This is a genomic window from Marinobacter sp. (genome assembly GCF_040882185.1).
GTDB lineage: Bacteria > Pseudomonadota > Gammaproteobacteria > Pseudomonadales > Oleiphilaceae > Marinobacter.
In genome coordinates this window covers 1-25,908 of the sequence record NZ_JBBEBW010000015.1, presented here as the reverse complement: position 1 = coordinate 25,908, position 25,908 = coordinate 1, and the positions used below count along the sequence as shown (strand labels likewise).

Below are 25,908 nucleotides of genomic sequence, written 5' to 3'. Positions count from 1 at the left end.
TGGAGATTGCCGTGCACGCTCAGCCGATGGCCATTGATGACGGCTTGCAGGTAATCGTCATCGAGCCGGGCGTTGAGGTGATACACGCTGCCGCCAACAAACACCTGGAAGTTCTCGTCCCGTTCCAGAATCTTGAGCTCGTGCAGGTCTTCACCCACCTGAAGGCGCAAGGGCTGGGCGTACTCGGAATTCATGCGCCAGCTGTTCTGACGGGCGAAGGGCGACCAGACATCGGCGCATTGCCGCGCTCCGGCTTTGCGCTGCTGCAGTATAAAGCCAGCAGCCAGCACCAGGGCTTTGTGGATGTCGAGTCTGGATTTCGGGAACAGCAGGTCGTGATGGTTTTCGATAAACCCGGTGTTCAGATCCGCTTCGCGAAACGGCTGGGCGTCGGCCAGAGCATGCAGGAAGCGGATGTTGGTTTTGACGCCTGCAATACGGTAGTGCTCAAGGGCCTGCACCAGCCGGTTAATGGCTTGCTCGCGGTTCTCATCCCATACGATCAGTTTGGCGATCATCGGGTCGTAGTGAACGCTGACTTCGTCACCCTCTACGACGCCGGTATCCACGCGCACATGGCCGCTTTCATCGGGGGTATTCAGGTAGCGCAGTATGCCGGTGGCGGGCAGGAAATCCTGGTCCGGGTCTTCTGCATAAATACGGGCTTCCAGGGCATGGCCGCGAATGCGGATCTGCGATTGTTCAAGCGGCAGGGGCTCGCCATCGGCAACCCGTAATTGCCATTCCACCAGATCCTGTCCGGTTACCATTTCGGTCACCGGATGCTCTACCTGCAGGCGGGTGTTCATCTCCATAAAGAAGAAGGACTCGTCTACATCGTAGAGAAACTCAACGGTGCCGGCGCCGACATAGTCGATGGCCTGGGCAGCTTTGACGGCGGCTTCGCCCATGGCTTTGCGGGTAGAGTCGGACAAGCCCGGGGCAGGGGCCTCTTCCAGTACTTTCTGATGACGGCGCTGGACAGAGCAGTCACGCTCAGCCAGATAAACGGCGTTGCCATGCTGGTCACAGAACACCTGGATTTCCACGTGCCGGGGCTGGGTCAGGTAGCGCTCGATCAGCATATCCGGATTGCCGAAGGCGTTCTTGGCTTCGCGCTTGGCAGCGGCCAGGGCGTCGTCAAATTCGCCCGAGTTGTTCACCACCCGCATGCCTTTACCACCACCACCGGCCACGGCTTTGAGCAGCAGGGGATAGCCGCATTTCTCGGCTTCCTCCCGGAGCTTGTCCGGTGACTGGTCGGCTTCATGATAACCGGGCACCAGAGGCACCCCGGCTTCGGACATGATGGCCTTGGCAGCGGATTTCGAACCCATGGCCGCAATGGCGGAGGCGGGTGGGCCAATGAAAACCAGGTCGTTGGATTCACAGGCCTTGGCGAAGTCTGTGTTCTCCGACAGAAAACCGTAGCCCGGATGAATGGCCTGGGCACCGCTGGCCAATGCGATCTCGATGATTTTATCCGCCCGCAGGTAGCTTTCACTGCTGGGGGCCGGCCCGATCCGGAACGCTTCGTCGGCCATGGCGACATGGCGGGCATCGTGGTCGGCATCGGAATAAACGGCGACACAGCGAATGCCCATGCGGTGGGCGGTCTGGATAATCCGGCAAGCGATTTCGCCCCGGTTGGCGATCAGGATTTTGCTGAACATGTTATTTATTCTCCTGGGAGCCCTGGCTGTCGGTCTCCGGAATCCAGCTGGCGCGGCGTTTGTTCAGAAAAGCACTGAGGCCTTCCTGGCCCTCTTTACCTACGCGAATATCGGCAATGCGCCGAGCGGTGTCTTCAATGACATCTGCATCAATGGCTTTGTGGCTGACCGCGAACACGAGGTCCTTGGCGGCGCGCATGGCCTCCGGCCCGTTCTGGGCCAGTTGCGACAGTAGCTCATCGCAGCGGCTTTGCATGGCTTCGTCGGTGTCTTCAACCATATGAACCAGACCAAATTCCTGCGCCTGGCCGGCATCAAAAACTTCTGCTGAAATAAAGTAACGACGGGCCTGACGCTCGCCAATGGCCCGAACAACATAGGGGCTGATGACAGCGGGAATCAGACCAAGTTTGACTTCGCTGAGGCAGAACCGCGCCTGCTCGGTGGCGATCACGATATCGCAGCAGGCTGCGAGCCCGACGGCGCCGCCGTAGGCTGCACCCTGAACCAGTCCGATGGTGGGTTTGCTCATGTTGTTCAGGCGTTGCAGCAGGCGCGCAAGCTGGCGAGCATCGGCGAGATTGTCGGCGTGGCTGTTGTCTGCCATGCGTCGCATCCAGCCAAGATCGGCACCGGCGGAGAAATGCTTGCCTTCGGAGCGCAGGATGACGATCTGGGTGTCGGCATCCCGATCGACTTTTTCCAGCGCTTGAATCAACGCCTGGATAATGACGTCGTCGAAAGCGTTGCGTTTGTCCGGGCGGTTCAGCACGACTTCAGTCACACCTTCGGCGCGCCGGTTAATCAGCACGGCCGATTGTGAATCTGGTGTAGCTTCGTTGGTTGTCATCTCAGTCATCACATGTCTCCCCGTTTACATCCGGAACACGCCGAAGCGTGTCGGCTTGGCCGGTCGGTTAAGGGTGGCGGACAGGCTCAGGGCTACTACTTCCCGGGTCTGGGCCGGGTCGATAACGCCGTCGTCCCAGAGTCGCGCACTGGCATAGTAGGGATGGCCCTGCTCTTCGTAGGTATCGACGATGGGCTGGCGGAAGGCGGCTTCGTCTTCTTCGCTCCACTCTTTGCCGTTACGTTCCATGCTTTCACGCCGTACGGTGGCAAGTACGCCAGCCGCCTGTTCGCCACCCATCACGGAAATACGCGCGTTGGGCCACATCCACAGGAAATCCGGGCTGTAGGCGCGGCCACACATGCCGTAGTTGCCGGCACCAAAGCTGCCACCGATCAGTACAGTGATCTTGGGCACATTGGCGCAGGCCACCGCCATGACCATCTTGGCACCGTGTTTGGCGATGCCTTCCGACTCGTATTTGCGACCGACCATGAAGCCGGTGATGTTCTGCAGGAACAACAGCGGAATCTGCCGCTGACAGCACAGCTCCACGAAGTGGGCGCCTTTCTGGGCGGACTCACCGAACAGGATGCCGTTGTTGGCAACAATACCCACCGGGTAGCCATGGATATGGGCAAAGCCGGTGACCAGGGTCTGGCCGTAAAGGCGTTTGAATTCGTCAAACACTGAGCCGTCCACAATGCGGGCAATGACGTCTCGCACGTCGAACTGCTTGCGCAGGTCGGTGCCGACAATGCCGTAAATTTCATCGGCACTGTAAAGTGGGCTCCTGGGCTGCTGCACGGTGATGTCAGCCGGTTTGCGACGGTTGAGGTTGACGATGCAGCGCCGGGCTATTTCAAGGGCATGCTGGTCGTTTTCGGCGTAATGGTCGGCTACGCCGGAAATCTTGCAGTGCACATCGGCACCGCCCAGATCTTCTGCACTGACCACTTCACCAGTGGCGGCTTTTACCAGCGGCGGCCCGGCCAGGAAGATGGTGCCCTGTTCTTTTACGATGATGGACTCGTCCGACATGGCGGGCACATACGCGCCCCCGGCGGTGCAGAGCCCCATGACGACGGCAATCTGGGGAATGTCGTCGGCAGACATCCGGGCCTGGTTGTAGAAGATACGGCCGAAGTGGTCCCGGTCCGGAAAGACTTCATCCTGACGGGGCAGGTTGGCACCGCCGGAGTCCACCAGGTAAATGCAGGGCAGGCGATTGTCCAGGGCGATTTCCTGAGCCCGGAGGTGTTTCTTGACCGTCAACGGGTAGTAACTGCCGCCTTTTACGGTGGCGTCGTTGGCGATGATCATGCATTCGGTGCCGGACACCCGACCTATTCCGGTAATCAGGCCTGCGGCCGGAACGTCTTCATCGTAAACGTTGTAGGCGGCCAGTTGGGACAGCTCCAGAAAAGGTGAGCCTTCGTCCAGCAGCCGGTTGATACGTTCCCGGGGTAGCAGTTTGCCCCGGGAGAGATGGCGCTCCTGATAAGCCGGGCCGCCACCGTTTTGAATGACGGCGACTTTGTCCTGTAGGTCCGCCACGGTGGCGGCCATGGAGTCGCGGTTGGCCTGGAATTCGTCAGATCTGGGGTTGATTTTGCTCTGTAGTACCGTCATGGCTCTGGCTTCCTGATACTGGTGGCGTCGGCGATGGTGGGACAGCTTTCCGGGAACCGCTACGAGCACATCCATGTGCGCTTCTCTCAGGCCGTCCCTCGCCTTCGAGATTCCCGGAAAGCTGCCCCACCACCCCCTCGTCATACTTTGGGTGCGAGCATCCGCAACACCGTAATTCGAATAGCGGGTTACTTGTTCAGATACAGTTCCCGACCGATCAGCATCCGACGAATTTCGGATGTACCGGCGCCGATCTCGTACAGTTTTGCGTCCCGCAGCAGGCGGCCTGTCGGGTATTCGTTGATATAACCGTTTCCGCCCAGCAGTTGGATAGCGTCGAGGGCCAGTTTTGTGGCCATCTCGGCAGAATAGAGGATGGCGCCAGCGGCGTCTTTACGGGTGGTTTCACCGCGATCAGCCGCCATGGCGACCATATAGACGTAGGATTTGGCGGTGTTCATCAGGGTGTACATGTCCGCCACTTTGCCCTGCACCAGCTCGAATTCACCGATGGCCTGGCCGAACTGTTTGCGCTCGCGGATGTAGGGGACGGTGACGTCGAGCGCCGCCTGCATGATACCTAGTGGGCCTCCTGCGAGTACCAGGCGCTCGTAGTCGAGGCCGCTCATCAAAACTTTAGCGCCGCCGCCGAGTTCGCCCAGGATGTTCTCTTTGGGTACTTTGCAATCCTGGAATACCAACTCACAGGTGTTGGAGCCGCGCATGCCGAGTTTGTCGAGTTTCTGGGCCTGGGTGAAACCCGGGGAACCGCGCTCGACGATGAATGCGGTGATGCCGCGAGGCCCGGCCTGGGGGTCGGTTTTGGCGTAAATGACATAGACGCTGGCGTCGGGGCCGTTGGTGATCCACATCTTGCTGCCATTCAGGACGTAGTGGTCGCCAGCATCTTTGGCGGACAGTTTCATGGACACCACATCAGAGCCGGCATTGGGCTCGGACATGGCCAGCGCGCCAATATGTTCACCGTTGATCAGTTTGGGCAGGTATTTCTGCTTTTGTTCTTCGGTGCCGTTATTGTGAATCTGGTTAACACACAGGTTGGAGTGGGCGCCGTAGGACAGGCCCACAGAGGCAGACGCGCGGCTGATTTCTTCCATGGCGATGACGTGGGCCAGGTAGCCCATGCCGGAGCCGCCATAGGCTTCGTCTGCGGTGATGCCCAGCAAGCCCATATTGCCCAGTTTCTTCCACAGGTCTTCAGGGAACAAGTTGTCCTGGTCGATGTCGGCTGCCCGCGGCGCAATTTCGCTGGCGGCGAAACCGTTGATCTGCTCCCGCAGCATGTCGATGGTCTCGCCCAGGCCGAAGTTGAACTCTGAATATTGTGAAATCATGATGCTTACCTTCTTGTGCGATATGTCGGTGTTAATTGAAGGCCCGGGCGAATGCTGGTGTTTGTAGTCCGGCCCTTGCGTGATCAGCTTGGAGATTCTTCAGTTGATTTGGCTTTCTGCTTTTTCTTTTCCAATTCTTTCAGCGCTTCGCGGCACCGTGCCTCGGCGGTATCCATTTCGATCTCCGCCATCGCGATGTCCTTCTTCTGCTGTTCCAGTTGGGCCCGTTTTCTGGCCAGGGTTTCCAGCATCAGATACAGCTGCTTTTCGTTTCCACTGAGGGTTTCGTCCCAGAGGTCGAACAGTTCCTTGGTCTCCGCCAGTGAAAACCCCATGCGTTTACCGCGAAGAATGAGCTTCAGGCGTACCCGGTCTTTGGAGCTGAAAATCCGGGTCTGGCCTTTGCGGTCAGGTTTTAATAGCCCCTGATCTTCGTAAAAGCGCATGCTTCGCGTAGTGACATCAAACTCGCGGGACAGCTCGCTAATGCTGTAAGTTTTTTTGGTCGACGACATGATGTTTACCTTTTTAGGGTAAGATTAGATAAAGTTTACGTAAACGTAAAGCAGTTTTGGCTTTGGTGACGATAAATTCAGACGTGCAGTCTAACAGGTGAGGCCACCCGGTTGTTTTCAGGGTGTTGATAGCCAGAGCTATCACAGTTCTTGCTCGTCACGCGCAGGTTGCGTCGGGGCCATCTCCGCGCGCGGGTTCTTTGGGTAGTAACGTTCCGGCATACGTTCGATGTGGGAGAAAAACTTGGTGTCCTTGTAGGGCATCTTCATAAAACCGGAGACGCCCAGCCCTTCGATTTTTGGGACCAGGGACAGGATTTTATCCAGGTAATAGCGAAAGTCGTCTTCACGGTCCCGGTCCAGCAGGCGATAATGGCTGTGTATCTTCAGGTGATCGGGCAGCGCCTCGAAGATGATCATGCCGGTGTGATGGATGCTGTTGAGCGCCTCCAGAGTTGTAATGATAGCTTTCGGCAGCTCCAGGAATTCCTCCGGGTCGGGGCCATCCTCAAAATAGGAGTGTACCCGGGAATGATCCTCCACTTCCGGTGCAGCGCTTACCTCGTAAGGTAGTTTCATCTCAGGGGCGACTACAAACGGCTCTTCCGGCCCGCCCCGGTCCAGGTGCAGGGTGTCTCGGGCATTGAAAAGGCAGCTCTTGAAAATGCCCTGGCGGTATATAGCCCTCGCCAAATTCACCATGTTGTTCACGGCGGTGACGAAGGCGGTTTTAAGCTCCGGATCGTGCAGGTTAAGGGAAGTGTCGACGTAAATGCCGTCACTTTCCCAGCGCACGGCCAGCCCCCCGACCACCGGATAACGGCCGAGCCGGCTGACTGAGGCAAGGAAGGCTTTCTCGGTATCCCCCATGCCTTGCATGAAGTTTTTATAGTAGCGGTCCAGTTGCACGTCGTTTACATCGTTCAGGGTTTCCTGGGCGTGCTCTTGTCTCAGGAAGGACTTGCGGGAACTGTACACAACGGTGTCGATCTCGCGTCGGGCAGGTCTCAGCCACACCGGCACCAGGGGTGTAATGGGGAAGCCTGGCAGGTCGATCATGACGCTGCGGGCCAGGCGGGGCATCTCTCGCAGATAGTAGTCCCCGGCTTTGCGTCGAAGCTCTGGGTCCGGGTCCAGCATGCCTTCGAGCATACGGGCGAACTCCATGGGCAGGCCCAGGGAAGTCGGTGGAATCGCTTGATGACCAAAACGGCAGGACTGGCCCGATGCCAGGGCATACAATGTGCCAGCCGCGCCCTGTTCGTCGAACCGGGGGGACGACAGGCCACCATTGAGTTGCTCCTCGCCAATGAAGTAGACATCGCCCAGGCGGGCGTTGGTCTGCTGCAGGTTGTCGGACATCAGTTCCATGACGTTGGCCGCGACAAATTGCTGGTTCTCGTCCAGTTGGGCAAACACAGAAGAGCCCCAGTCGATCAGGGCGATGTTTTCATGCAGGGCATCAAAGACGAGATTGGACGGTTTGATATCGCCGTGGACGATGGGTCGGCTGGCCGTTCCTGATTCCCGGCGCAAGTTGCGCAAAATGTCGGCCAACTGGTCGGCAATGCGCATTACCAGGCGGGGCCGGAGACACCCTTCCTTTAGAGATACTTCTTCCAGATTGAGACCCGGAGCTCGCTCCATCACCAGGATGGGCTGATTGCGGGCCTGTTGAAAGGCGATCAGGCGCGGCACCCGGGGATGCTCGACCTGTTCGAGCATGAATGCTTCTTCCTCCAGCCGGTCTTGAAGATGCCGGGGCAGGGTGACGCGGGTAAACTTGAATACGTGTTCCAGGTTTACCGCGCCTTCCCGTTCCAGAACCCCGGCAAACACGAAGCCGTAGGCGCCCTTGCCAACCATCTCTATATTCCGGTAACCCAATTGCTCCAGCTGGGTAGTACACAGTACCACCCAGTCCTTGAGCTTTTTGGCGTCGTGCTGGCTGAGCAGGTATATGGACTGCTCTTCCGGAATATAGAACTGCTGCAGCGGGGACGATTGCACCGGTGGTTGCATGGTTTGCCTCAGCCCAGATGCAACAGCATCGACTCGGGCGACTCCAGATACCCCTTCCAGCAATTACAGAAGCGCGCGATGGTGCCGCCATCAATAATGCGATGATCCCCCGCCCAGCTTGCGGTCATGATGGCACGCTCCACAACCTGGCCGTTGACGTCGAAACGCGGCAGCCGCTGGGTGCGGCCCAAAGCCACAATCGCAACTTCCGGCGCGTTGATAATCGGCGCCGCGTGGACCCCGCCCAGAGCTCCGATGTTGGATATGGAAATCGTGCCGCCCTGAAGGTCTTCCTGCCGCACCCTGCCGTCTCTCGCGGCCTGTGTCAGGCGTGCGACCTCGGCGGCGATCTCAAGCAACGTCAGACTCTCGACGCCTTTGACGTTGGGCACAATCAGGCCCGCTTTGCTGTCTACCGCCATGCCAATATTGCAGTGGGGCTGGTAATGGATCTCCGTCACCTCGTCGTTGATGCGACTGTTAAGGATGGGAAAATCCCGCACTGCCAGTGCCATGGCTTTCATGATGAAGGGCATCAGCGTGATGCGCGAACCCAGCGCTTCCACCTCCGGCTTGAGGCGTTCTCGCAGCGCCAGCAAGTCAGTCATGTCGATGTCTTCACTGTAGGTGAAGTGCGGAATTGTCGAGGCGGCCACCGCCATGCGTTTGGCCATTACTGCCCGCATTCCTTTGATGGACTCGACCCTCGCCTGTTGCTCAGTTGCAGGCTTGCGATCGGCTTCTGCCATATCTGCGGATGGAGCGGCCGCTGCCTCGGGGTTGTCGAGGTGGGCCAGTACATCGGCTTTCAAAACACGGCCATCCTTACCGGTGCCGTTTATTGTCGCCAGCTCAATCTCGTGCTCGCGCACCAGTCGCCGTACCGCAGGGCTGGCGGGAACGCGCTGCCGATTGGAACCAGCTGACGTTTTTGCCGCCGATACTGGCTCGCTATCGCTGGCTTTTGCTTCGGATGTGGGGGTTGCTTTGGCGGGCGCCCCCGTTTTCTGCTCGGGCTCAGCTTGCTGGCTTTGATCCTGTTCAGCGCTGTCTTCTGCCGGACTGTCCTGGCCGGAACCTTCCTGGTCCCGGGGCTCATAGCCAAACAATGGCGCATGCACCTTGGCTATCTGGCCCTGTTCGCAATAGAGTTTCGTGACCTGACCAGACTCAGGAGCGGTAATCTCCACCAGCGCCTTATCGGTCATGACTTCTACCACCGGTTGGTCTTCTTCAATCATGTCGCCTTCGCTGATCAGCCATTGGACCAGCTCACATTCCACGATACCTTCGCCGATATCGGGCAGTATAAAATCACTCATAGTTGCTCTCCTGTCCTGATATCAGCCTAGAATTCGACGCTCGCCCTGATGGCTTCAAAGACCTTCAGGTGATCGGGTAAATACTCCTTCTCCAGCGCAAGGGGGAAGGGCGTATCCAATCCAGTTACGCGAGCGATGGGAGATTCCAGGTAGAGGAAGCAACGTTCCTGGATGGTGGCTGCAATTTCACCGGCAAAACCACCGGTCAGCGGCGCCTCATGGGAAATCAGCAGGCGCCCGGTTTTGAGTACCGAGTCTGCGACCGTCTTTACATCCCAGGGCAGGATCGTGCGCAAGTCGATCACCTCACAGGAAATGCCTTCTTTTTCGGCCATCTCGACTGCCTGGGTCAACACTTCCATCTGGGCGCCCCAGCCCAGCAGGGTAATGTCAGTGCCCTCCTTGATTACTTCGGCCTCACCCAACGGCAAACGGTAATCTTCTTCAGGCACCTCACCGGTGGAAGCCCGATACAGGCGTTTGGGTTCGAAGAACAGCACCGGGTTGGGATCATGAATAGAGGCCAGCAATAAACCTTTGGCCTGGTGAGGATTGCGCGGTACGACAACCTTCAGCCCGGGAGTGTGGGCGAAATAGGCTTCCGGCGACTGGGAATGATACAGCCCGCCAGCAATGCCACCGCCGTAAGGCGCCCGAATGGTCAGGCCGCCGACATTGAAGAGGTTGCCTGAACGATAACGGAACTTGGCGGATTCGTTCACGATCTGGTCAAAGGCCGGAAAGATGTAATCTGCAAACTGGATTTCCGCTACCGGCACGGAGCCCTGGGCTGCCAGTCCATTGGCGAAACCGACAATGCCCTGTTCTACCAGCGGCGTGTTGAAGCAGCGGGATTTGCCGTACTTCTGTTGCAGGTTACTGGTTGCCCGGAAGACACCGCCGAAGATACCGACGTCCTCGCCGAAGCACAGCACCCGCTCGTTCTCAGCCATGGCAATGTCCAGGGCATTATTGATAGCTTGTAGCATGTTCATCTTGGCCATGTCATGCCCCTCCCTTGGCTTGTCCGGCGGTCTTGGGATAGGCGTCCGGGTACTTGCGGATATGCGCCTTGACGTTGTCGAGTTGGCGAGCGAGTTCCGGGGTCACCTCGTCGTAGACGTCGCTCACCAGGCTGTCGAGCGGCGGTGGCGAGCGTTTCTGGGCACGCTTCATGGTTTCAAGGACTTCTCGGCGGTAGCTGTCCTGGAGCTCTTTTTCATCCTCGTCGCTCCACCAGTCGGCCGCTTGCAACCAGGCCTTCATACGCAGGATAGGGTCTTTATCGCGCCATACCTGCTCCTCATCCTTGCTGCGGTAGCCGGAGGGGTCATCTGAAGATGAATGTGCTGCCAGGCGATAGCTCATGGCTTCAATCAATACCGGTCGATTGTCCTCCACCGCCAGGCGCCGGGCCTGGCGGGTGGCTTCCAGCATTGCAAGGATGTCGTTACCGTCGACCCGGATCACATCCATTTTGTAGCCGTAGGCGCGCGGAGCAACGCCGTCGGCGGCGAATTGTTCAGCAGCCGGCGTGGAGATGGCATAACCGTTGTTGCGACACAGGAAAATCACCGGCACCCGATGCACCGCTGCCATGTTCAAAGCGGCGTGGAAGTCACCTTCGGAAGCGGCACCCTCACCGAAGTAGACAATAGTGCAATGGCCCTCCCCGGCAAGCTTCTGACCATAGGCATAACCGGTGGCCTGGGGAATCTGGGTCGCCAGGGGAGAGGAGATGGTCATGTAGTTGAGCTTGCTGGAGCCGTAATGTATTGGCATCTGGCGACCCTTGCCGTAGTCGTCCTCATTGCCGAACATCTGGTTCATGAACTCATCGGTGGTGAAGCCCCGGTAGACCAGGGCGCCCTGTTCCCGATACTGGGCCATGATCATGTCGGCATCATCCAGCGCGGCGGTGCTGCCGATCACAGCGGCTTCCTCACCGGTACACTGCATGTAGAAACTCAGGCGGCCCTGTCGCTGGGCGGCGAGCATGCGCTCGTCCATCACCCGGGTAAACACCATGGCGCGGTATATGCGCAGAGCCTGGTCTTTTTCAAGGTCCGGTGCTTTGGCACCTTTATGGAGGGTTCCGTCCTGCTTGAGGAGCTGAAAGGTGGGAATGCTGAATTCGGCACCGTCGGTGAACGCCGGCTTGTGCACAACCTTAGGTTTTTTTGTTTTACTGACCATAATCCTCGTCCTGGGGTAGTGGTTTGAGGAGCGAAAGGCCCCTTGTGGGGGCATCGTTTATTCAACAAAAGCCAGCAGAAGGGCTGCTGGGTAAGCGTTCCATCAGAGCTGACTTAAGGTTTACTTTAACGTAAAGTGCATGTTGGCGACAGAGCGAAATGCCTCTGTTTGCTGAAAGCTTAGTTGGTCTTTTTTCGTTGTACAAAATCGTTGCAACCGACCTGATGCCATCAACGCGGAGCGAACACCATGAACATGTACTCTGAAGACCTGTCAGACAACGCCGCGCCTGGAGCCGGGCAGTCCTCCGTAGATTCTGTTCCTGCCCGCGACCATGAGACCCATGAAGTGCTCAACCAGGCCGGGGATTTGGTTAACTACAACGCCTTTTCCAGCGACACGGCACTGACAGAAGCGATAGATGTATTCGCTGCCCAGTGGGCGAGCCCGAAGTTGAGGGCTTGTGGCGAACTGGTAGGGTCGGAGCGTGTGCAGCACCTTGCTCGTACCGCAAACCGCAACGAGCCTGAGCTGCGGACCCATGACCGGTTTGGGCACCGGATTGACCAGGTTGAGTTCCACCCTGCCTATCATGAACTCATGGATATGGTGTTCTCCAGTGAAACCCATTCGTTGGCGTGGACAGAGAAACAGGCCGGTGGGCATGTTGCCCGGGCGGCGCTGAGCTATTTATGGAATCAGGGCGAAAACGGAATCTGTTGTCCCATGGGGATGACGTTCGCCTCGGTGGGCGCGCTTCGCCACGATCCTGCTTTAGCAGCCGAGTGGGAACCGCTGATCATGCGGGCCGGATACGACAGCCGCCCGCTGCCTGCGCGGGACAAACGGGCCATCACCGTGGGTATGGCCATGACCGAGAAACAGGGCGGTTCGGACCTGCGGAAAACCCAGACCACCGCGCGACCTGCCAGCAACCGCACCGGCTCCGGAGCGGACTATCTGCTCACCGGCCATAAATGGTTTTTCTCCGTCCCCATGAGTGATGTTTTCCTGACACTGGCCCAAACCGAGAACGGGGTCTCCTGTTTTCTCGCTCCCGGCTGGTTGCCGGATGGCAGGCGCAACAACCTGCGTATCCAGCGTTTAAAAGAAAAATGCGGTAATCGTTCCAATGCGTCATCCGAGGTGGAGTTTCACGATCTGCACGCGGTGATGGTGGGCGAAGAAGGTCGTGGTATCCGGACGATCATCGAAATGGCCCATTTCACCCGCCTTGATTTTGCCGTCGGCTCGTCCGGCCTTATGCGCCAGGCGCTGATTCAGGCATTGCACCACACCAGCGCCCGCTCAAGTTTTGGCGAACGTATCGTTGATCAGCCTGTGATGGCGAATGTGGCGGCCGATTTGGCCGTCGAATCCGAGGCGCAGATGTGGCTAAGCATGCGTCTGGCCCAAACCCTGGACCACCAGGATCACAGCGAGAGTGAGCGCCTGTTGTCACGGATAGCTACCCCCATGGCGAAGTACTGGTCCTGCAAACAGGCGCCAATGTTCGTGGTTGAAGCGTTGGAGTGCCACGGTGGTAATGGCTTTATCGAGGACCACATGATGGCGCGTCTGTACCGGGAAGCTCCATTGAACGGCATCTGGGAGGGCACCGGCAATATCATCTGTCTGGATGTAGTGCGGGCTGTCCAGCGAGAGCCTGAAACGGTTGATGCGGTACTGCATGAAATCCGGGCTGGTCTGGGTGACGACCCTCAACTGGCAACCTGTGCCGACAATCTGGAAGCACGGTTGCGGCGCCTGCCGGACCATCAGGGCGAAGCTCGCCATACGGTTGAAATGATGGCGCACGCTCTGCAGGGCAGCCTGTTGCGGCGTTATGCGCCAGCAGCAATAAGTGATGCGTTTCTGAGCAGCCGTTTAACGGGGCATTGTGGGCGCGCCTTCGGCACTTTGTCAGAACAGGTTGATACCAGGGCGATTATTGAACGGGCCAGCGTCCAGTAATGAAGTGAGCCGCTTTCAGGGCAAAACCTGAAGCCGCGTGTCAAAGCCCGGGTGGTGCCCTATAGTGATTGAATAGTGATTACAATCAGGCGTCGAAGCGCTTTTAACAACAACAGAAGGAGGCCAGTATGAGCTCGATTTTCGATACCGGGCTTGAGCCCAATGCAGCGAACCACGCCACCTTGTCGCCACTGGATTTCATTGCGCGCACTGCCAGTGTCTACCCCGAATACCCCGCAGTGATTCACGGCAAGGTTCGCCGCAACTGGCGGGAGACTTACGGTCGTTGCCGTCAGTTGGCGTCTGCGCTGGCCAAGCACGGCATAGCTGAGGGGGATACCGTCGCGGCCATGTTGCCCAACATTCCCGAGATGCTGGAGTGCCATTTTGGCATCCCCATGCTGGGCGCCGTGCTGAACGCCCTGAATACCCGTCTTGATGCCAACGCTATTGCCTTCATGCTGGAGCACGGCGAGGCCAAGGTGCTGATTGCTGACCGGGAGTTTGGCGAGGTGATCGGTGAAGCCCTTGGTCAGCTCAAGAATCCGCCGCTGGTGATCGATGTTGATGACCCGGAATACGGCCAGGGCAAAGCCGTCAGCGAACTTGATTACGAAGCTTTCCTCAGTGAAGGGGACCCTGAGTTCGATTGGCAGATGCCGGTGGACGAGTGGCAGGCTATTTCCCTGAGTTATACTTCCGGTACGACCGGCAACCCCAAAGGTGTGGTTTATCACCATCGGGGCGCTTATGAAAACGCCATGGGTAATCAGGCGGTCTGGTCCATGGGGCAGCATCCGGTGTATCTCTGGACCCTGCCGATGTTTCATTGCAATGGCTGGTGCTTCCCCTGGACTATTACAGCGTTTGCCGGTACCCACGTGTGTCTGCGCAAAGTCGAGCCGGAAAAGATACTGCAACTGATCAGTGAACATAAAGTCAGTCACATGTGCGGCGCCCCGATTGTGCTGAACACGTTGTTGGGCGCGTCGGAAGCGGCCAAAAAGAGTTTCAGTCATACCGTTCGTGCCATGACCGCGGGTGCAGCGCCGCCAGCCAAGGTTATCGAAGCCATTGAGGAAATGGGTATTTTTGTCACCCACGTTTATGGCCTGACGGAGGTGTATGGCCCGGTAACAGTGTGCGCCTGGAAGTCCGAATGGGATGAGCTGCCGGTTGAAGATCGGGCGGCTATCAAAGCCCGCCAGGGCGTTCGCTACCATACGCTGGCAGGCATGATGGTGGGCGATTCCGAAACCATGGAAGCAGTCCCGCGGGATGGCAAAACCATCGGGGAAATTTTCCTGCGCGGCAACACGGTGATGAAGGGTTACCTGAAAAATCCGGGTGCTACCGCCGAAGCTTTCCGGGGTGGCTGGTTCCATACCGGTGACCTGGCCGTGTGGCATCCGGATGGTTACGCTGAAATCAAGGATCGTCTGAAGGACATCATTATTTCCGGTGGCGAGAACATCTCGACCATTGAGGTTGAAGATGCGCTCTACCGACATCCTGCAGTGCTTGAGGCAGCGGTGGTGGCGCGACCTGACGAGAAGTGGGGAGAGACACCTTGCGCCTTTGTGACGCTGAAACCGGATGCCGAGGAGGTGTCGGAGGAGGACATCATCAACTTCTGCCGTCAGAAACTGGCGAAGTTCAAGGTGCCGAAGACGGTCATATTCAGTGACCTGCCGAAGACCTCCACCGGCAAAATTCAGAAGTTTGTGCTCCGGGATGAAGCCAAAAAGCTTTAATTGAACATTGGGATGAGGCGTCAGTAGCTAGTGTCCCTTAACACCAGTGATCAAGGCCCGTTACTGACGTCCCTGGCGGGTCATTCCCCAGAGGAAATACACCCCCCCGACGATGGCGGCCAGCAGGCCCGCAGGTAGCTGGTTCGGGAAAATCATCACCCGGGCCAGATAGTCTGCCAGGGCCAACAGGGTGGCTCCGATCAATCCCGCCAGGGCTAGTTGTTTACCCACCGTCTGCTGCCCCAGCATTCGCGCCAGGTGTGGTGCCATTAGTCCTACGAAGCTCATGGGGCCGATCACCACCGTCGCTGCTGCCGTTAGCAAAGCCGCAAGTAACAGTAGTAGGCCACGGGCCGATACGACCCGGATGCCCAGCGCCGATGCCGAAGCATCCCCCAGCGGCAGAATGCTCAGCACTCTCACTGCCAGTGCGGTTAGCGCAATCAGTCCTGCCGAAACGCCGGTTAGAATCAGCGCTTCGTGCTCGGTAATAAGCCAGGTGGACCCCATCAGCCAGGTTAGTAATTTGGCGGCATCACTGCCGCCGTTGGCAAGCACCAGGTGCATCAGGGCATTCATCATGATGTAGATGGCGATGCCACCAAGAAGCAGCTGATGGCCCGCAAACCGGTGTTTGCGTGACAGTGCAAACAGGAACAACAGCACTGCAGCGCCGCCCACCGCGCCTGCGACCAGTTGCCAGCCACGACCCGGATTCAGGCCCAGCAGGCTCAGGATGATCATTGCCAGGGCAGCGCCCCCGGTAATGCCGAGAATTTCAGGGCTGGCCATGACATTGCCGGTCATACGCTGTACCAAGGTGCCAGCAAACCCCAGCACGGCGCCGGCCACAGCAGCTGCGAGAAGTCTCGGCCCCCGCCAGTGCCAGGCTTCCGGCCATTCAGTAAGCGGCGTCCAGGTCCAGCCGTCAAGGGTGGGAGACCAACCCATAGAGACCACAATCACGACAACCAGCAGCATTGTCATGAATAGTGCGGGGGGCAGCAGGGCACGGCGTGCTGAATCCAGCCGGTTTTCCGGTCCACGGCCAGGCAGTTCGCGGTCATTCTGAGCGCTGCGCAGAGCCAGCAGCAGTATCGGAGCGCCCAGGATAGCGGTCATGGTGCCGGTAGGTATCAGTTGACCATCACCGAAGGACGTAGCCCATTGGGCAGCCGTATCGGCCAGCAACAAAAGGCCGCTGCCGATCAGCAGGCTCCAGAGTATGCGCTGACCGAAGGTGCGGGCGCCAAGTAGACGGGCCAGGGCAGGGGCGGCCAGGCCGACAAAGGCAATGGTCCCGACGCGGCTGACCACGCAGGCGGTCATGACAATCACCAGCAGGATGACACCCAGCCGCAGAACGTTGACCCGGCTGCCCAGGGCCTGAGCCGAATCACTACCCAGCTGCAGCAATTGCAGGGGGCGCAGGAGACAAATCAGCGCGACGGACAGCAACGTGACCCGTGGCCAGAGTTCCTCAAACTGGGACCAGTCATTCTGGATGAGCGAGCCCGCGCCCCAGATAAACAGGTTGCCAAGATACTCGCCGTGGAGCAGCAGCAGAGCACCGTTGGCAGCGCCCAGGAAAAAGGTGATCACCATGCCGGCCAGCACCACGGACACCGGTGAAAATCCCAGGCGCCAGGTTAATGACACCACCAGCACGGCTGCTGCCAGGCCTCCGGCGATCGCGATCAGGTCAGCGCTGGTTGCTAGTGCGGCAGGCGCGTACAGCGTTGCGATACCCAGCGCCAGTTGCGAGCCGGCTGCGACGCCGAGAGTGGATGGTTCCGCGAGGGGGTTTCTCAGCACCTGCTGCAGTACTGCCCCGGCAAGACCCAGACCAGCGCCGATCAGAATAGCGATTGCCACCCGAGGCGCCCAGCTGTAATGCACCATAACTTGCGGAAATACAGACAGATCCGGCGCCCAAAGTGCGTGGAGCAAGCCTCCCACGCTGAGTGAACCCAGCCAGGGCGCCACGGTAGCAGTCACGGCCAACAGCCAGAGCAGGAGGACTGCTGCTGGCAGCCGTTTCGGTTGGGACCATTCAGCGGCGAACATTGTGCGCCCCACCCTGAAGGAGCTGGTCGGTCAGGTTCTCCGCCAAACGCTGTACGGCATGGATGCCACCAAAACTCCAGACCGTTTCAACCTGGTAGATCTCTTCGTCATTAACCATGGGTAGGTGCTGCCAGAACGGGCTGGCGGCCAGTTGGTCGGCGAGGCCGGGGGCAGTCGGTGAAATAACCACTAGGCGGGCGTCTTTCATCGGGGCAAGAACCTCAAGGCCGACCAGGGAGAAGCCCCAGAAATTACCTTCTTCCGTCCAGGCGTTAGTCAGCCCGAGCCCCTCGAGTGCCGCACTCAATAATCCGTTCCGGGTCATGATGCGGACGTGACGATTATCCATAAAGCTGACCAGCGCAATGGGCTTGTCGTGCAAGCCCGCATTGGCAAGGCGCTTCCGATTGGCAGCCAGGGAGCGCTCAAGATCCGCCAGTATCCGGTCGGCCTTTTTGGAGCGGTCCAGCATATCCCCCAATGCCTGCAGCATGATCTTGGCTTGCTGAAACGGGTCCAGACCCTTGTCATAAACGCTGATGACATAGGTTGGCGCGATGTCTTTCAGTTGCTCGTAAGCGGGCGCCAACTGAGCACTGGTGATAATCAGGTCGGGCTTGAGCTGATGAATGGCTTCAAGGCTCGGGCTGGCGCGGATGCCCACATTCTGAACACCTGGAGGCATAGCGGGCTCCTTTACCCAGACCGGATAGCCGTCAAGATCCGCTACGCCGGTTGGGGTCACGCCCAGTAAAATCAGGGCTTCAGCGGCTGCCCAGTTGAGCGCCACGATACGTTGGGGAGGGTGCTCAAGCTCGATTTCACCACGCTCATGTCTAAAGGTCTCCGCCTGGGTAACCGGCGCGATCACGATGAGCAGCAGGATCAGCATCAACCGGATGGCAGGCAGGGTAATACGGTTATCATCAGTGGACATAGCTGACCCAGCGGCCCGGTGCACGCTCGAATACACCCATTGGAACACTGTAGATGGACCCCAGCGTCGCCTCCGTCATGATGTTTTCCGGAGCGCCGTCTGCGGTCAGTTGGCCTTCCTTCAGTGCGATCAGGCGATCACAGAATCGGGCCGCCAGATCCACGTCATGCAAAACCATAATCACGGTCAATCCGCGTTCCTCTGCCAGACGGTGAATCAGTTTCAGGGTTTCAACCTGGTGCACCACATCCAGTGCGGAGATGGGCTCGTCCAGCAACAGGCAGCGAGGTTCCTGGGCCAGTAACATGGCAATCCAGGCGCGCTGGCGCTCACCGCCAGACAAGGTGTCCACTGATCGCCGGGAAAAGTCACTCATGCCGGTATCAGCGAGGGCCTGGTCAATAATCTGATTGTCCTCCTCCCGGTAGCGCCCGAGCGCACCGCGCCAGGGGTAGCGTCCAAGAGCCACCAGTTCCCGGACATTCAGGCCGTCAGTTGCAGGCGGGTGCTGGGTCAGATAGCCGACGGTGCGAGCAAACTGCCGTGAACTCAGGGTATCAATGCGATGGTTCCCCAGGCTTACAGAACCTTTTGTGGGATCTAGTTGGCGGGCCAGAACCTTTAGCAGCGTTGATTTACCAGAGCCGTTATGGCCCAGGAGTGCAGTGACTTCCGCCTCTCGGATATCGAGGTTTATGTCCTGAAGAATCGTCGAGCGTTCAATGTCGACGCCCAGGTTCTGGATACTGAAGAATGTGGACATTGCTGGCGCTCGCTGCCTGGACTTCGGGCTTATTAAGAGTGAACAAGGGTATCAAGAGCGAGTATAGTAATGCCAATGAGAAGTGTTATCAAATGATGATGGATAAGCCTCGTCTGCTACAACTACGGATGACGCGCGCTTCAATTCGGGATAATCTTGCTGAATATGGAACCTGGTTCCCTTCCTCGAAGGCAGCATACGTGCGCTCAACCCCCCAAGGCTCTCATCACTCACTTTATACCCGCCAGGCGCGCATCGCCGTGACCGGGTTGGTGTTATTGCTGGTTGTTTGCCTGGGCAGTGTTGGCGGTTTTTTCAGTTATCACTCGCCCGGCCAGGTTGGAGAATCCGGCCCTGAGTCTCATGCGCTGCAGGGTGATCAACCCTTTGCACTAGTGCGTCATTCGGAGCTATTGGCCCGCCTATGGCAGGGCGAAAGCCCCAATCCCTGGGCTGACGAAGACCCGAGCGCCAATGGCGACGGATCTTTTTGTCCGCCCACCCGATTCGGTGCCTGTGCGCCGCTTGTCTCTGCCCAAACGACTGATCTTATAAGTCGATCCGCCATCGTCGCGCACGCGGCATTTCCTCCGCAACCTCGAGCTCCCCCGGCCGCCCTCGCTAGCTGATTTCACAAAACTCTGTCCGGTTATCCGGCGGAAATATTACTCGTGAAACTGTAGCCGCCAGTTTTTAACGGCTGCAAGAGGGCGAAGCATGAAGCATTTTCGTAGTCGGGCGCTGGCTTACGGCGCTGTTATTCTCCTGGGCCTGACGGCCGCATTACCCAGTTTGCTGCCAGTCGCGATCACAGAGCAGCTTCCCTCCGCCTACGCAGATCACAAGATCACTCTCGGCCTCGACTTGCAGGGCGGCTCCCATCTGCTGCTCGAGGTGGATACTGACGCTCTGCAGTCCGAGCGTTTGATGAAACTTGGTGAAGAAGTGGTGCAGCGACTGCAGGATGCTGGCATCAACAGTTCCCGGGTGGTGGCTGTTGATGAGGGCCTGTCCCTTAAAATTCGCAACGCCGCGCAACTGGCAGAAGCCCGTGACATGGTCCAGTCAGTGCGTAACCAGCAAAGCCCTGCCTGGATTGATGTGAAGTGGACAGACCTGACGCTGGTTCTGAACCCGACGCAGGCGTTTGAGACCGCGCTGAAGGACGATGCGGTCGAGCGAAGTCTTGAAGTTGTCCGCAGGCGCATGGATGAGACCGGCGTGGTCGAGCCACTGATTTCTCGCCAGGGCGATCAGGGCGTTCTGGTACAGCTGCCGGGCGTTGCGGACCCGGGCCGGATCAAGGAGCTGTTGGGCCGGACGGCACGATTGACCTTCCACCTGGTCGTGGATGAGCGGGTGGACACCGCTACCGTTTATTTGCCGGATGCCGATGGCAGCCGTAGTTACCGCGTCGAGAAAACTCCGTTACTGGATGGCGGGGATCTGACCGACGCCCAGCTCGGGTTCGACCAGCTCACCAGCGAACCGGTGGTTCACTTCCGCCTGAACGCTTCTGGCGCATCGCGCTTTGCTGACATAACCCGTGCTCATGTGGGCACTCCGTTTGCGGTTGTGCTTGATGGCGAGGTGGTGACCGCCCCCGTGATCCGCTCTCCGATCACTGGCGGTTCTGGCGAAATCAGCGGTAGCTTTACCGTGGCCGAAGCCCGCGACCTGTCATTGTTACTGCGTGCCGGCTCACTACCTGCGCCGTTGACAGTAGTGGAAGAGCGTACGGTGGGCCCGGACCTTGGTAGTGATTCCATCCGCATGGGCGTAACGACTGGTCTGCTCGGCGCAGCCTTGGTGCTCGGTTTTATGGTCACCGTTTACGGCCGCTGGGGCATGATTGCCAATACCGCGTTGCTGATTAATGCGGGCCTTATCGTCGGTGTGCTTGCGACGTTTGGCGCTACTCTGACCTTGCCAGGCATGGCAGGACTCATCCTGACCATTGGCATGGCGGTAGACGCGAACATCCTGATCAACGAGCGGATTCGGGAGGAGAGCCGTAAAGGTGCCAGTGCCCGCTATGCCCTGCAGCTGGGTTTCCAGCGCGCGTTCAGCACTATTCTTGACTCCAATATCACCACGCTGATTGCGGTGGGCTTGCTGTTCCTGTTCGGGACCGGCCCGGTCAGGGGATTTGCCGTGGCGATTGCAGTGGGGCTGGTGGTTTCGATGTTTACTTCAATCTCGGTTACCCGGTTATTGATGGAATCGCGCGTCGCCAAAATGGGCAAGGCACCGCTGAGGTTGGGGCGGGCCAGCTGGCTCGACCGCGGGCCGGACAAGGCGCCGATCAACTTTATGGGTGTGCGGGCGCGGGGTTTGATGCTATCTGTCATTCTCTCTGTGGCCTCCATCGGCTTGCTGTTTCAGCCCGGAGTAGAGCAGGGTATCGATTTCAAGGGCGGCACACTGGTTGAAGTCCACGGTGATCAATCGCTGTCTATCGAAACCCTGCGTTCAGGACTGGAAGCCGAGGGTCTCGGTAAGGCCGAGATTCAACCTTTTGGTGGTGAGGGCAGTTTCCTGCTACGCACGCCTGTGGATGGCGAAGCTGGCAGCGGTGCAAAACTGGTGGAGGAAATCAAAAGCACGGTGCAATCTATCGATGCTACCGCCGATTTCCCGAGGGTGGATGTGGTAGGCCCGAGTGTCAGCGATCATTTTATTGATACCAGTATTCTGGCCGTGCTGTTGGCGGGCCTGGGGATGTTTATCTATCTGTGGTTCCGGTTTGAGCGCTATTTCGCGGCGGGTGCCATGCTGACACTGGCACTGGATGTGACCAAAACGCTTGGTTTCTTTGTGCTGTTCGGTATTGAGTTCAATCTCACGGCGGTCGCGGCGTTGCTGGCTTTAATCGGTTACTCGGTCAACGACAAGGTGGTGGTGTTTGACCGCATCCGGGAAAACCTCAAATTGTCTCCTGATAAACCGCTCAGGGAACTAATCAACGAAAGCCTCACATCGACTCTGACTCGTACACTCTATACGTCGGTAACGACATTCCTGGCGATTCTGCCTATGGGCATCGCGGGAGGTGAAGCCGTGGCCAGTTTTGCTTTGCCGATGTTGTTCGGCATCGTGGTGGGAACCAGTTCTTCGATCTATATCGCGGCACCGCTGGTACTTATGTTCGGAGAGCGGGCGCTGCGCAATGCCAAGGAGGAAACACAAAAGCGGGAAGCGGCGGGTGAGGAAAATCTGTTTCTCCGGGAGGACCGGCCTTAAGCGGCCAAGGTATTCGCGATTAAGGAAGCCAGTAACGGCGGGGCAGACGGAGTCGGTCCTGGCGTTACCTCGGTATCTACCTATACGCTGGTTAAACAATTTTAATTAGCTTGCGATGATGTCTACGTCTCCCTATGCCTATCGGTTGCAGCCAGCAAAAGTGCGGTCTGAGTTTTTCAGACTGCTTCCCATCTCGTTTTTCGTGGTGGCCTTTGGTATGGCATTTGGACTGGCAGCCGTTCAAAAAGGCCTGGCACCGCTCGAAGCCACCCTCATGAGTGTGATGGTGTTTGCCGGTGCCTCCCAGTTTGCCGCTATCGAAATGTGGGGCTCAGAGGTTGCGGTACTGCCCATGATGGCGGTGGTCTTTGCGATAAATTCGAGGCATTTGCTGATGGGTGCCTCGCTGTACCCGATGTTGCGGGAACTGCCACCCGGGCAGCGTTACGGCATTAATATGGTACTGACGGATGCCAGTTGGGCAGTGGCGGCGCAGGATTATCAACAGGGCAGACGTAATCTTGAAGTGATTCTCGGGGGCGGGCTGGTGCTCTGGATAGCCTGGCTGATCGGTACTCTGTTGGGGGTTTACTTCGGGCGTTTGCTACAGGATCCGCAAAGCCTGGGGCTGGATATGGTGCTGGGCTGTTTTCTGCTGGCCATGGCGCTGGGCGGCAAGAAAACGCCTAGGGTGCTGGTCGCCTGGTCGGTTGCCGCTACCGCCGCCATGATGGCGTACTGGTGGATGCCGCCACACACCCATGTAGTCGTGGGGGCTCTGGCCGGTGGCATAGTGGGATTTTTCTGGCTGGAGAGGAAGCCCGCATGACCGTTGAGACCACCGTAGCCGGAACGCTGTTGCTGATCGCGATCATGACCGTGGTGACTTTGATCACCCGCTTTGGTGGCATTTTTCTGATGTCCTTCGTTACCATCAATCCCAGGGTGGAAGGCTTCATCAACGCCATGGCCAGCTCCGTGCTGATCGCCATCCTGACGCCTATGGCTGTTGAAGGGGATATCGGGGCACGGTTAGCGCTGGGGACTACCGCAGTGCTGATGCTCGCTTTCCGTAAAGCCTTACCCGCTATCGCCGCTGGCATCCTCGCCGCAGCGGCCAGCCGATATTTCCTATAGATACCATCCGAAGAAAGCTCCCTTCGTAAGAACGTTTGGTAGGAGCGACTCCAGTCGCGAATGGTTTTTTCGTCAGCTAAATGGTCTCAGGCCGCTTTGCTGCGAGCCTCTTTAATAAGGTCGTAGGCGTGGCTGATCTCGCTGGTCTTTTCCTCTGCCATCTCCCGCATACTTTCCGGCATCCCGCGCCCGGCAAGTTTGTCTGGATGGTTTTCGCTCATGAGCTTGCGGTAGGCGCGCTTGAGATCACCATCGCTGGCGTCGGGCGAAACCCCCATGGTTTTATACGCCGTATCAAGTTGTTGCCCTGTGGACGCATTTGGTGAGCCACCATTGCGCGCACCCCGTAACATGGCTTCCAGTTGATCAACCTGGGCCTCTGGCAAGCCCAGCCCCCGGGCAATGCGTACCAGCATTTCGTGTTCTGATGGATGGATGTCTCCGTCCGCCACCACAGCAGAAACCTGCACCTGGAGAAACATCTGCAGCAGGGCAGGCTGGCCCCGGCTCAGTTTCAGGAAATGCGCCAGTTCCGCGTCCAGATCGAAATCCTCAGATTTACCCCGGGCGAAAGAATCCTTGGCTTTATCCTGCTGCACTTTGTTCAATCTGAATTTCTGGAACAGAGTTTCCGCAACCCGAATCTCGTCCCGGCTGACCACACCATCGGCTTTACACAAGGCACCCATAACGGCGAAAACAGAGTCCAGAAACTGGGATTGCACCCCAACCAGCCCTTTATAAAGCTTCTTTTTGAGCGCGCGCAATAGCAGTACACCCAGAAAAGACCCCACCAGAAAACCGGTAAAACCGGCAAAGGCATAACCAATAAGGCCGCCGACAATAATCGCAAATAACATCGCATATTCCTGAATAGTCGGAGAGCCTCTGAACAACTCTTGAATCGCTATAGAAACCAGAGGCGATCCAGGAGTCGTTCAAAGGCTCCTTGAAAATATCAGCGGCCATCATACCCTGTTTTTTAAGGGTCAAGCACCATCAGGGCCTGACCGGCATTGACCTGCTGGCCTTCTTCTCTTGCAATAGCGATGACCTTCCCTGCCTCCAGCACGGTAATTTCGATTTCCATTTTCATCGACTCCAGAATCGCTACCACCTGACCTTCGCTGACCTGATAGCCCTCCGCTACGCAAAGCTTTCGAAGGCTGCCCGCTACTGGCGATTCCACCGGAGTGCCTTTAGGGAGCCCGTCACTGTGGTGTTCAGCCAGGTTCTGTTGAGACTCGAAATTGATCTGGCCGCTGGCAACCCGGCGTTCCAGTTCTTCCTCAAAGGCCTGATTGCGGGCATCGGTGAAGCGCTCGATTTCGCTGGTATCGGCCTTGAGGATTGCCTGATATTCATTCAGGCTGAAGGTGGTTTCGCCAATTTTTAACGGGTAATTACCCTTCGGAAAATCCCTACGGGTTTGCTTGAGTTCGTCGGCGTCGCCAGTGAGCGCAAACCTTCCCTGGTTAGCACCGATCCTAATAAAAGTAGTATTGTTTTCAGATATTGCTTGGTTGGTTTAGCGAACTTTCGGCAGATCCTGTCGTAAATTGGATTGGGCGCCGCTTGAGCGCCATGCAGGTACGCTACTTTCATACCCCCGGATTCAGGAGAATTCCATGCGCATATTCCAGATTTTCGCGATCGCGTTGCTTTTGGTGGCATCCAATGCCTTCGCCGATAACGGCCTTGTTATGACTCAAAGTAAGCACAGTGTTTCCGACACCGGGGACAAACTGGTCTCGGTTATCGAGGATAAAGGCATGAAGGTGTTTGCGCGTGTAAACCACGCAGAGGGCGCAAAAAGCGCTGATCTCGAGTTGCGTCCAACGGAAGTCGTTATTTTCGGGAATCCGAAAGTAGGCACACCTCTGATGCTCTGCAGTCAAAGTGTCGCCATCGATCTGCCGCAGAAAATGCTGATCTGGGAAGATGAAGCCGGGGATGTTTGGCTGGCCTATAACAACCCGGATTACCTGGCCGAACGCCATGATATCGAAGGCTGTGACGAAGTGCTGGGTAAAGTTTCAACTGCGCTTGGGAACTTTGCCGCAGCGGCTGCCCGTTAATCCGAAGTGATGAAGAGACCGGGACGTTCTACAATTACTTCAGGGATTATGGCCCTAGGACCGGGCGGTATGTGCAGAGTGACCCTACAGGGTTGTATGGCGGACTAAACACTTACGGTTACGCGAACCAAAATCCATTATTTTATGTTGACCCCACAGGAGAGGTGGGATTTGCTGGAAGCGCTGTTGCTGGGTTGCTTGGATTTGGAAGCTCTTTACTTGGTTCATTGTCAACTGGAGGAGTAGGGTCACTATCAAATGCGGAAACTTGGGCTTCTGCCGGAACTTCTGGACTAGTTGGTGCTGTAAGCGGTTTTTATGGGGATTATACAGGGGGTTTGAGAGCTACTATGTTTAGAAGTGCCGCCTTAGCTGGAGGTAGTAATTTAG

22 protein-coding genes and 1 pseudogene are annotated in these 25,908 nt (G+C 57.7%); 9 read left to right on the top strand and 14 right to left on the bottom strand.

The window, feature by feature from the left end:
• The 9 genes from WEB64_RS09130 to WEB64_RS09090 form a co-directional block, all read right to left on the bottom strand.
• Positions 1–1,673, bottom strand: a 1,673-nt coding sequence (locus WEB64_RS09130; protein ID WP_368065578.1) for an acetyl/propionyl/methylcrotonyl-CoA carboxylase subunit alpha, incomplete at its 3' end; no start/stop codon positions are given.
• Between the two features lies 1 nt (position 1,674).
• Entirely contained in the window at positions 1,675–2,532 is an 858-nt protein-coding gene (locus tag WEB64_RS09125) for an enoyl-CoA hydratase-related protein (protein ID WP_368065577.1), read from the bottom strand.
• 15 nt (positions 2,533–2,547) lie between these two features.
• Complete coding sequence (locus WEB64_RS09120) at positions 2,548–4,155, bottom strand: carboxyl transferase domain-containing protein (protein WP_368065580.1); 1,608 nt, start codon at positions 4,153–4,155, stop codon at positions 2,548–2,550.
• A gap of 188 nt (positions 4,156–4,343) precedes the next feature.
• Entirely contained in the window at positions 4,344–5,510 is a 1,167-nt protein-coding gene (locus WEB64_RS09115; protein ID WP_368065576.1) for an isovaleryl-CoA dehydrogenase, read from the bottom strand.
• A gap of 83 nt (positions 5,511–5,593) precedes the next feature.
• On the bottom strand, positions 5,594–6,025 hold the full coding sequence (locus WEB64_RS09110) for a MerR family DNA-binding transcriptional regulator (RefSeq protein WP_368065575.1): 432 nt from the start codon (positions 6,023–6,025) through the stop codon (positions 5,594–5,596).
• A gap of 141 nt (positions 6,026–6,166) precedes the next feature.
• Positions 6,167–8,047: a protein kinase gene (locus tag WEB64_RS09105; protein WP_368065574.1), complete on the bottom strand. Its 1,881-nt coding sequence runs from the start codon at positions 8,045–8,047 to the stop codon at positions 6,167–6,169.
• Between the two features lie 8 nt (positions 8,048–8,055).
• Positions 8,056–9,369 (bottom strand): 2-oxo acid dehydrogenase subunit E2, encoded by a 1,314-nt coding sequence (locus tag WEB64_RS09100; RefSeq protein ID WP_368065573.1) that lies wholly within the window; start codon positions 9,367–9,369, stop codon positions 8,056–8,058.
• Between the two features lie 26 nt (positions 9,370–9,395).
• Positions 9,396–10,373 carry an alpha-ketoacid dehydrogenase subunit beta gene (locus WEB64_RS09095; RefSeq protein WP_368065572.1) on the bottom strand — a complete coding sequence of 326 codons (978 nt, stop codon included), beginning with the start codon at positions 10,371–10,373 and terminating at the stop codon, positions 9,396–9,398.
• A gap of 1 nt (position 10,374) precedes the next feature.
• Positions 10,375–11,565 (bottom strand): thiamine pyrophosphate-dependent dehydrogenase E1 component subunit alpha, encoded by a 1,191-nt coding sequence (locus WEB64_RS09090; protein WP_368065571.1) that lies wholly within the window; start codon positions 11,563–11,565, stop codon positions 10,375–10,377.
• 249 nt (positions 11,566–11,814) lie between these two features.
• Here WEB64_RS09090 and WEB64_RS09085 point away from each other — a divergent pair, with 249 nt between their 5' ends.
• A complete protein-coding gene (locus tag WEB64_RS09085; RefSeq protein WP_368065570.1) occupies positions 11,815–13,539 on the top strand; it encodes an acyl-CoA dehydrogenase family protein in 1,725 nt (574 codons plus the stop codon).
• 128 nt (positions 13,540–13,667) lie between these two features.
• Entirely contained in the window at positions 13,668–15,293 is a 1,626-nt protein-coding gene (locus WEB64_RS09080; protein WP_368065569.1) for an acyl-CoA synthetase, read from the top strand.
• Between the two features lie 60 nt (positions 15,294–15,353).
• Here WEB64_RS09080 and fhuB read toward each other — a convergent pair whose 3' ends face one another.
• From fhuB to WEB64_RS09065, 3 genes are read right to left on the bottom strand one after another with little or no spacing between them, the layout of a single operon-like run.
• Entirely contained in the window at positions 15,354–17,360 is a 2,007-nt protein-coding gene (gene fhuB, locus WEB64_RS09075; protein ID WP_368065568.1) for a Fe(3+)-hydroxamate ABC transporter permease FhuB, read from the bottom strand.
• A complete protein-coding gene (locus WEB64_RS09070; RefSeq protein ID WP_368065567.1) occupies positions 17,347–18,297 on the bottom strand; it encodes an iron-siderophore ABC transporter substrate-binding protein in 951 nt (316 codons plus the stop codon). The genes fhuB and WEB64_RS09070 overlap by 14 nt, the downstream gene beginning before the upstream one ends.
• Entirely contained in the window at positions 18,287–19,060 is a 774-nt protein-coding gene (locus WEB64_RS09065; protein ID WP_368065566.1) for an ABC transporter ATP-binding protein, read from the bottom strand. Before WEB64_RS09065 ends, WEB64_RS09070 begins: the two co-directional genes overlap by 11 nt.
• On the opposite strand from WEB64_RS09065, the gene WEB64_RS09060 reads away from it, so the two are divergent.
• From WEB64_RS09060 to WEB64_RS09045, 4 genes are all read left to right on the top strand, one after another.
• A complete protein-coding gene (locus WEB64_RS09060; RefSeq protein WP_368065565.1) occupies positions 19,051–19,689 on the top strand; it encodes a hypothetical protein in 639 nt (212 codons plus the stop codon). The genes WEB64_RS09065 and WEB64_RS09060 overlap by 10 nt on opposite strands.
• 88 nt (positions 19,690–19,777) lie before the next feature.
• Entirely contained in the window at positions 19,778–22,303 is a 2,526-nt protein-coding gene (gene secD, locus WEB64_RS09055) for a protein translocase subunit SecD (RefSeq protein WP_368065564.1), read from the top strand.
• Positions 22,304–22,421: 118 nt separating this feature from the next.
• Positions 22,422–23,132: an AzlC family ABC transporter permease gene (locus tag WEB64_RS09050; protein ID WP_368065579.1), complete on the top strand. Its 711-nt coding sequence runs from the start codon at positions 22,422–22,424 to the stop codon at positions 23,130–23,132.
• Positions 23,129–23,440 carry an AzlD family protein gene (locus WEB64_RS09045; protein ID WP_368065563.1) on the top strand — a complete coding sequence of 104 codons (312 nt, stop codon included), beginning with the start codon at positions 23,129–23,131 and terminating at the stop codon, positions 23,438–23,440. Before WEB64_RS09050 ends, WEB64_RS09045 begins: the two co-directional genes overlap by 4 nt.
• An 86-nt stretch (positions 23,441–23,526) precedes the next feature.
• Here WEB64_RS09045 and djlA read toward each other — a convergent pair whose 3' ends face one another.
• Positions 23,527–24,300 (bottom strand): co-chaperone DjlA, encoded by a 774-nt coding sequence (gene djlA / locus WEB64_RS09040; protein WP_368065562.1) that lies wholly within the window; start codon positions 24,298–24,300, stop codon positions 23,527–23,529.
• Positions 24,301–24,422: 122 nt separating this feature from the next.
• The gene (locus WEB64_RS09035; protein WP_368065561.1) at positions 24,423–24,629 is read right to left on the bottom strand and encodes an acetyl-CoA carboxylase biotin carboxyl carrier protein subunit; all 207 of its coding nucleotides are present in this window, start codon (positions 24,627–24,629) and stop codon (positions 24,423–24,425) included.
• Positions 24,630–24,659: 30 nt separating this feature from the next.
• Between WEB64_RS09035 and WEB64_RS09030 the strand changes: the two genes are divergently transcribed.
• The 3 genes and pseudogenes from WEB64_RS09030 to WEB64_RS09020 all read left to right on the top strand — a co-directional run.
• Positions 24,660–24,836, top strand: a complete 177-nt coding sequence (locus WEB64_RS09030; RefSeq protein ID WP_368065560.1) for a hypothetical protein — start codon at positions 24,660–24,662, stop codon at positions 24,834–24,836.
• 232 nt (positions 24,837–25,068) lie between these two features.
• A complete protein-coding gene (locus WEB64_RS09025) occupies positions 25,069–25,518 on the top strand; it encodes a DUF302 domain-containing protein (protein ID WP_368065559.1) in 450 nt (149 codons plus the stop codon).
• A gap of 8 nt (positions 25,519–25,526) precedes the next feature.
• Positions 25,527–25,679 (top strand): annotated as a pseudogene (locus tag WEB64_RS09020) (RHS repeat-associated core domain-containing protein); the annotation flags it as partial.
• Positions 25,680–25,908: the final 229 nt, after the last annotated feature.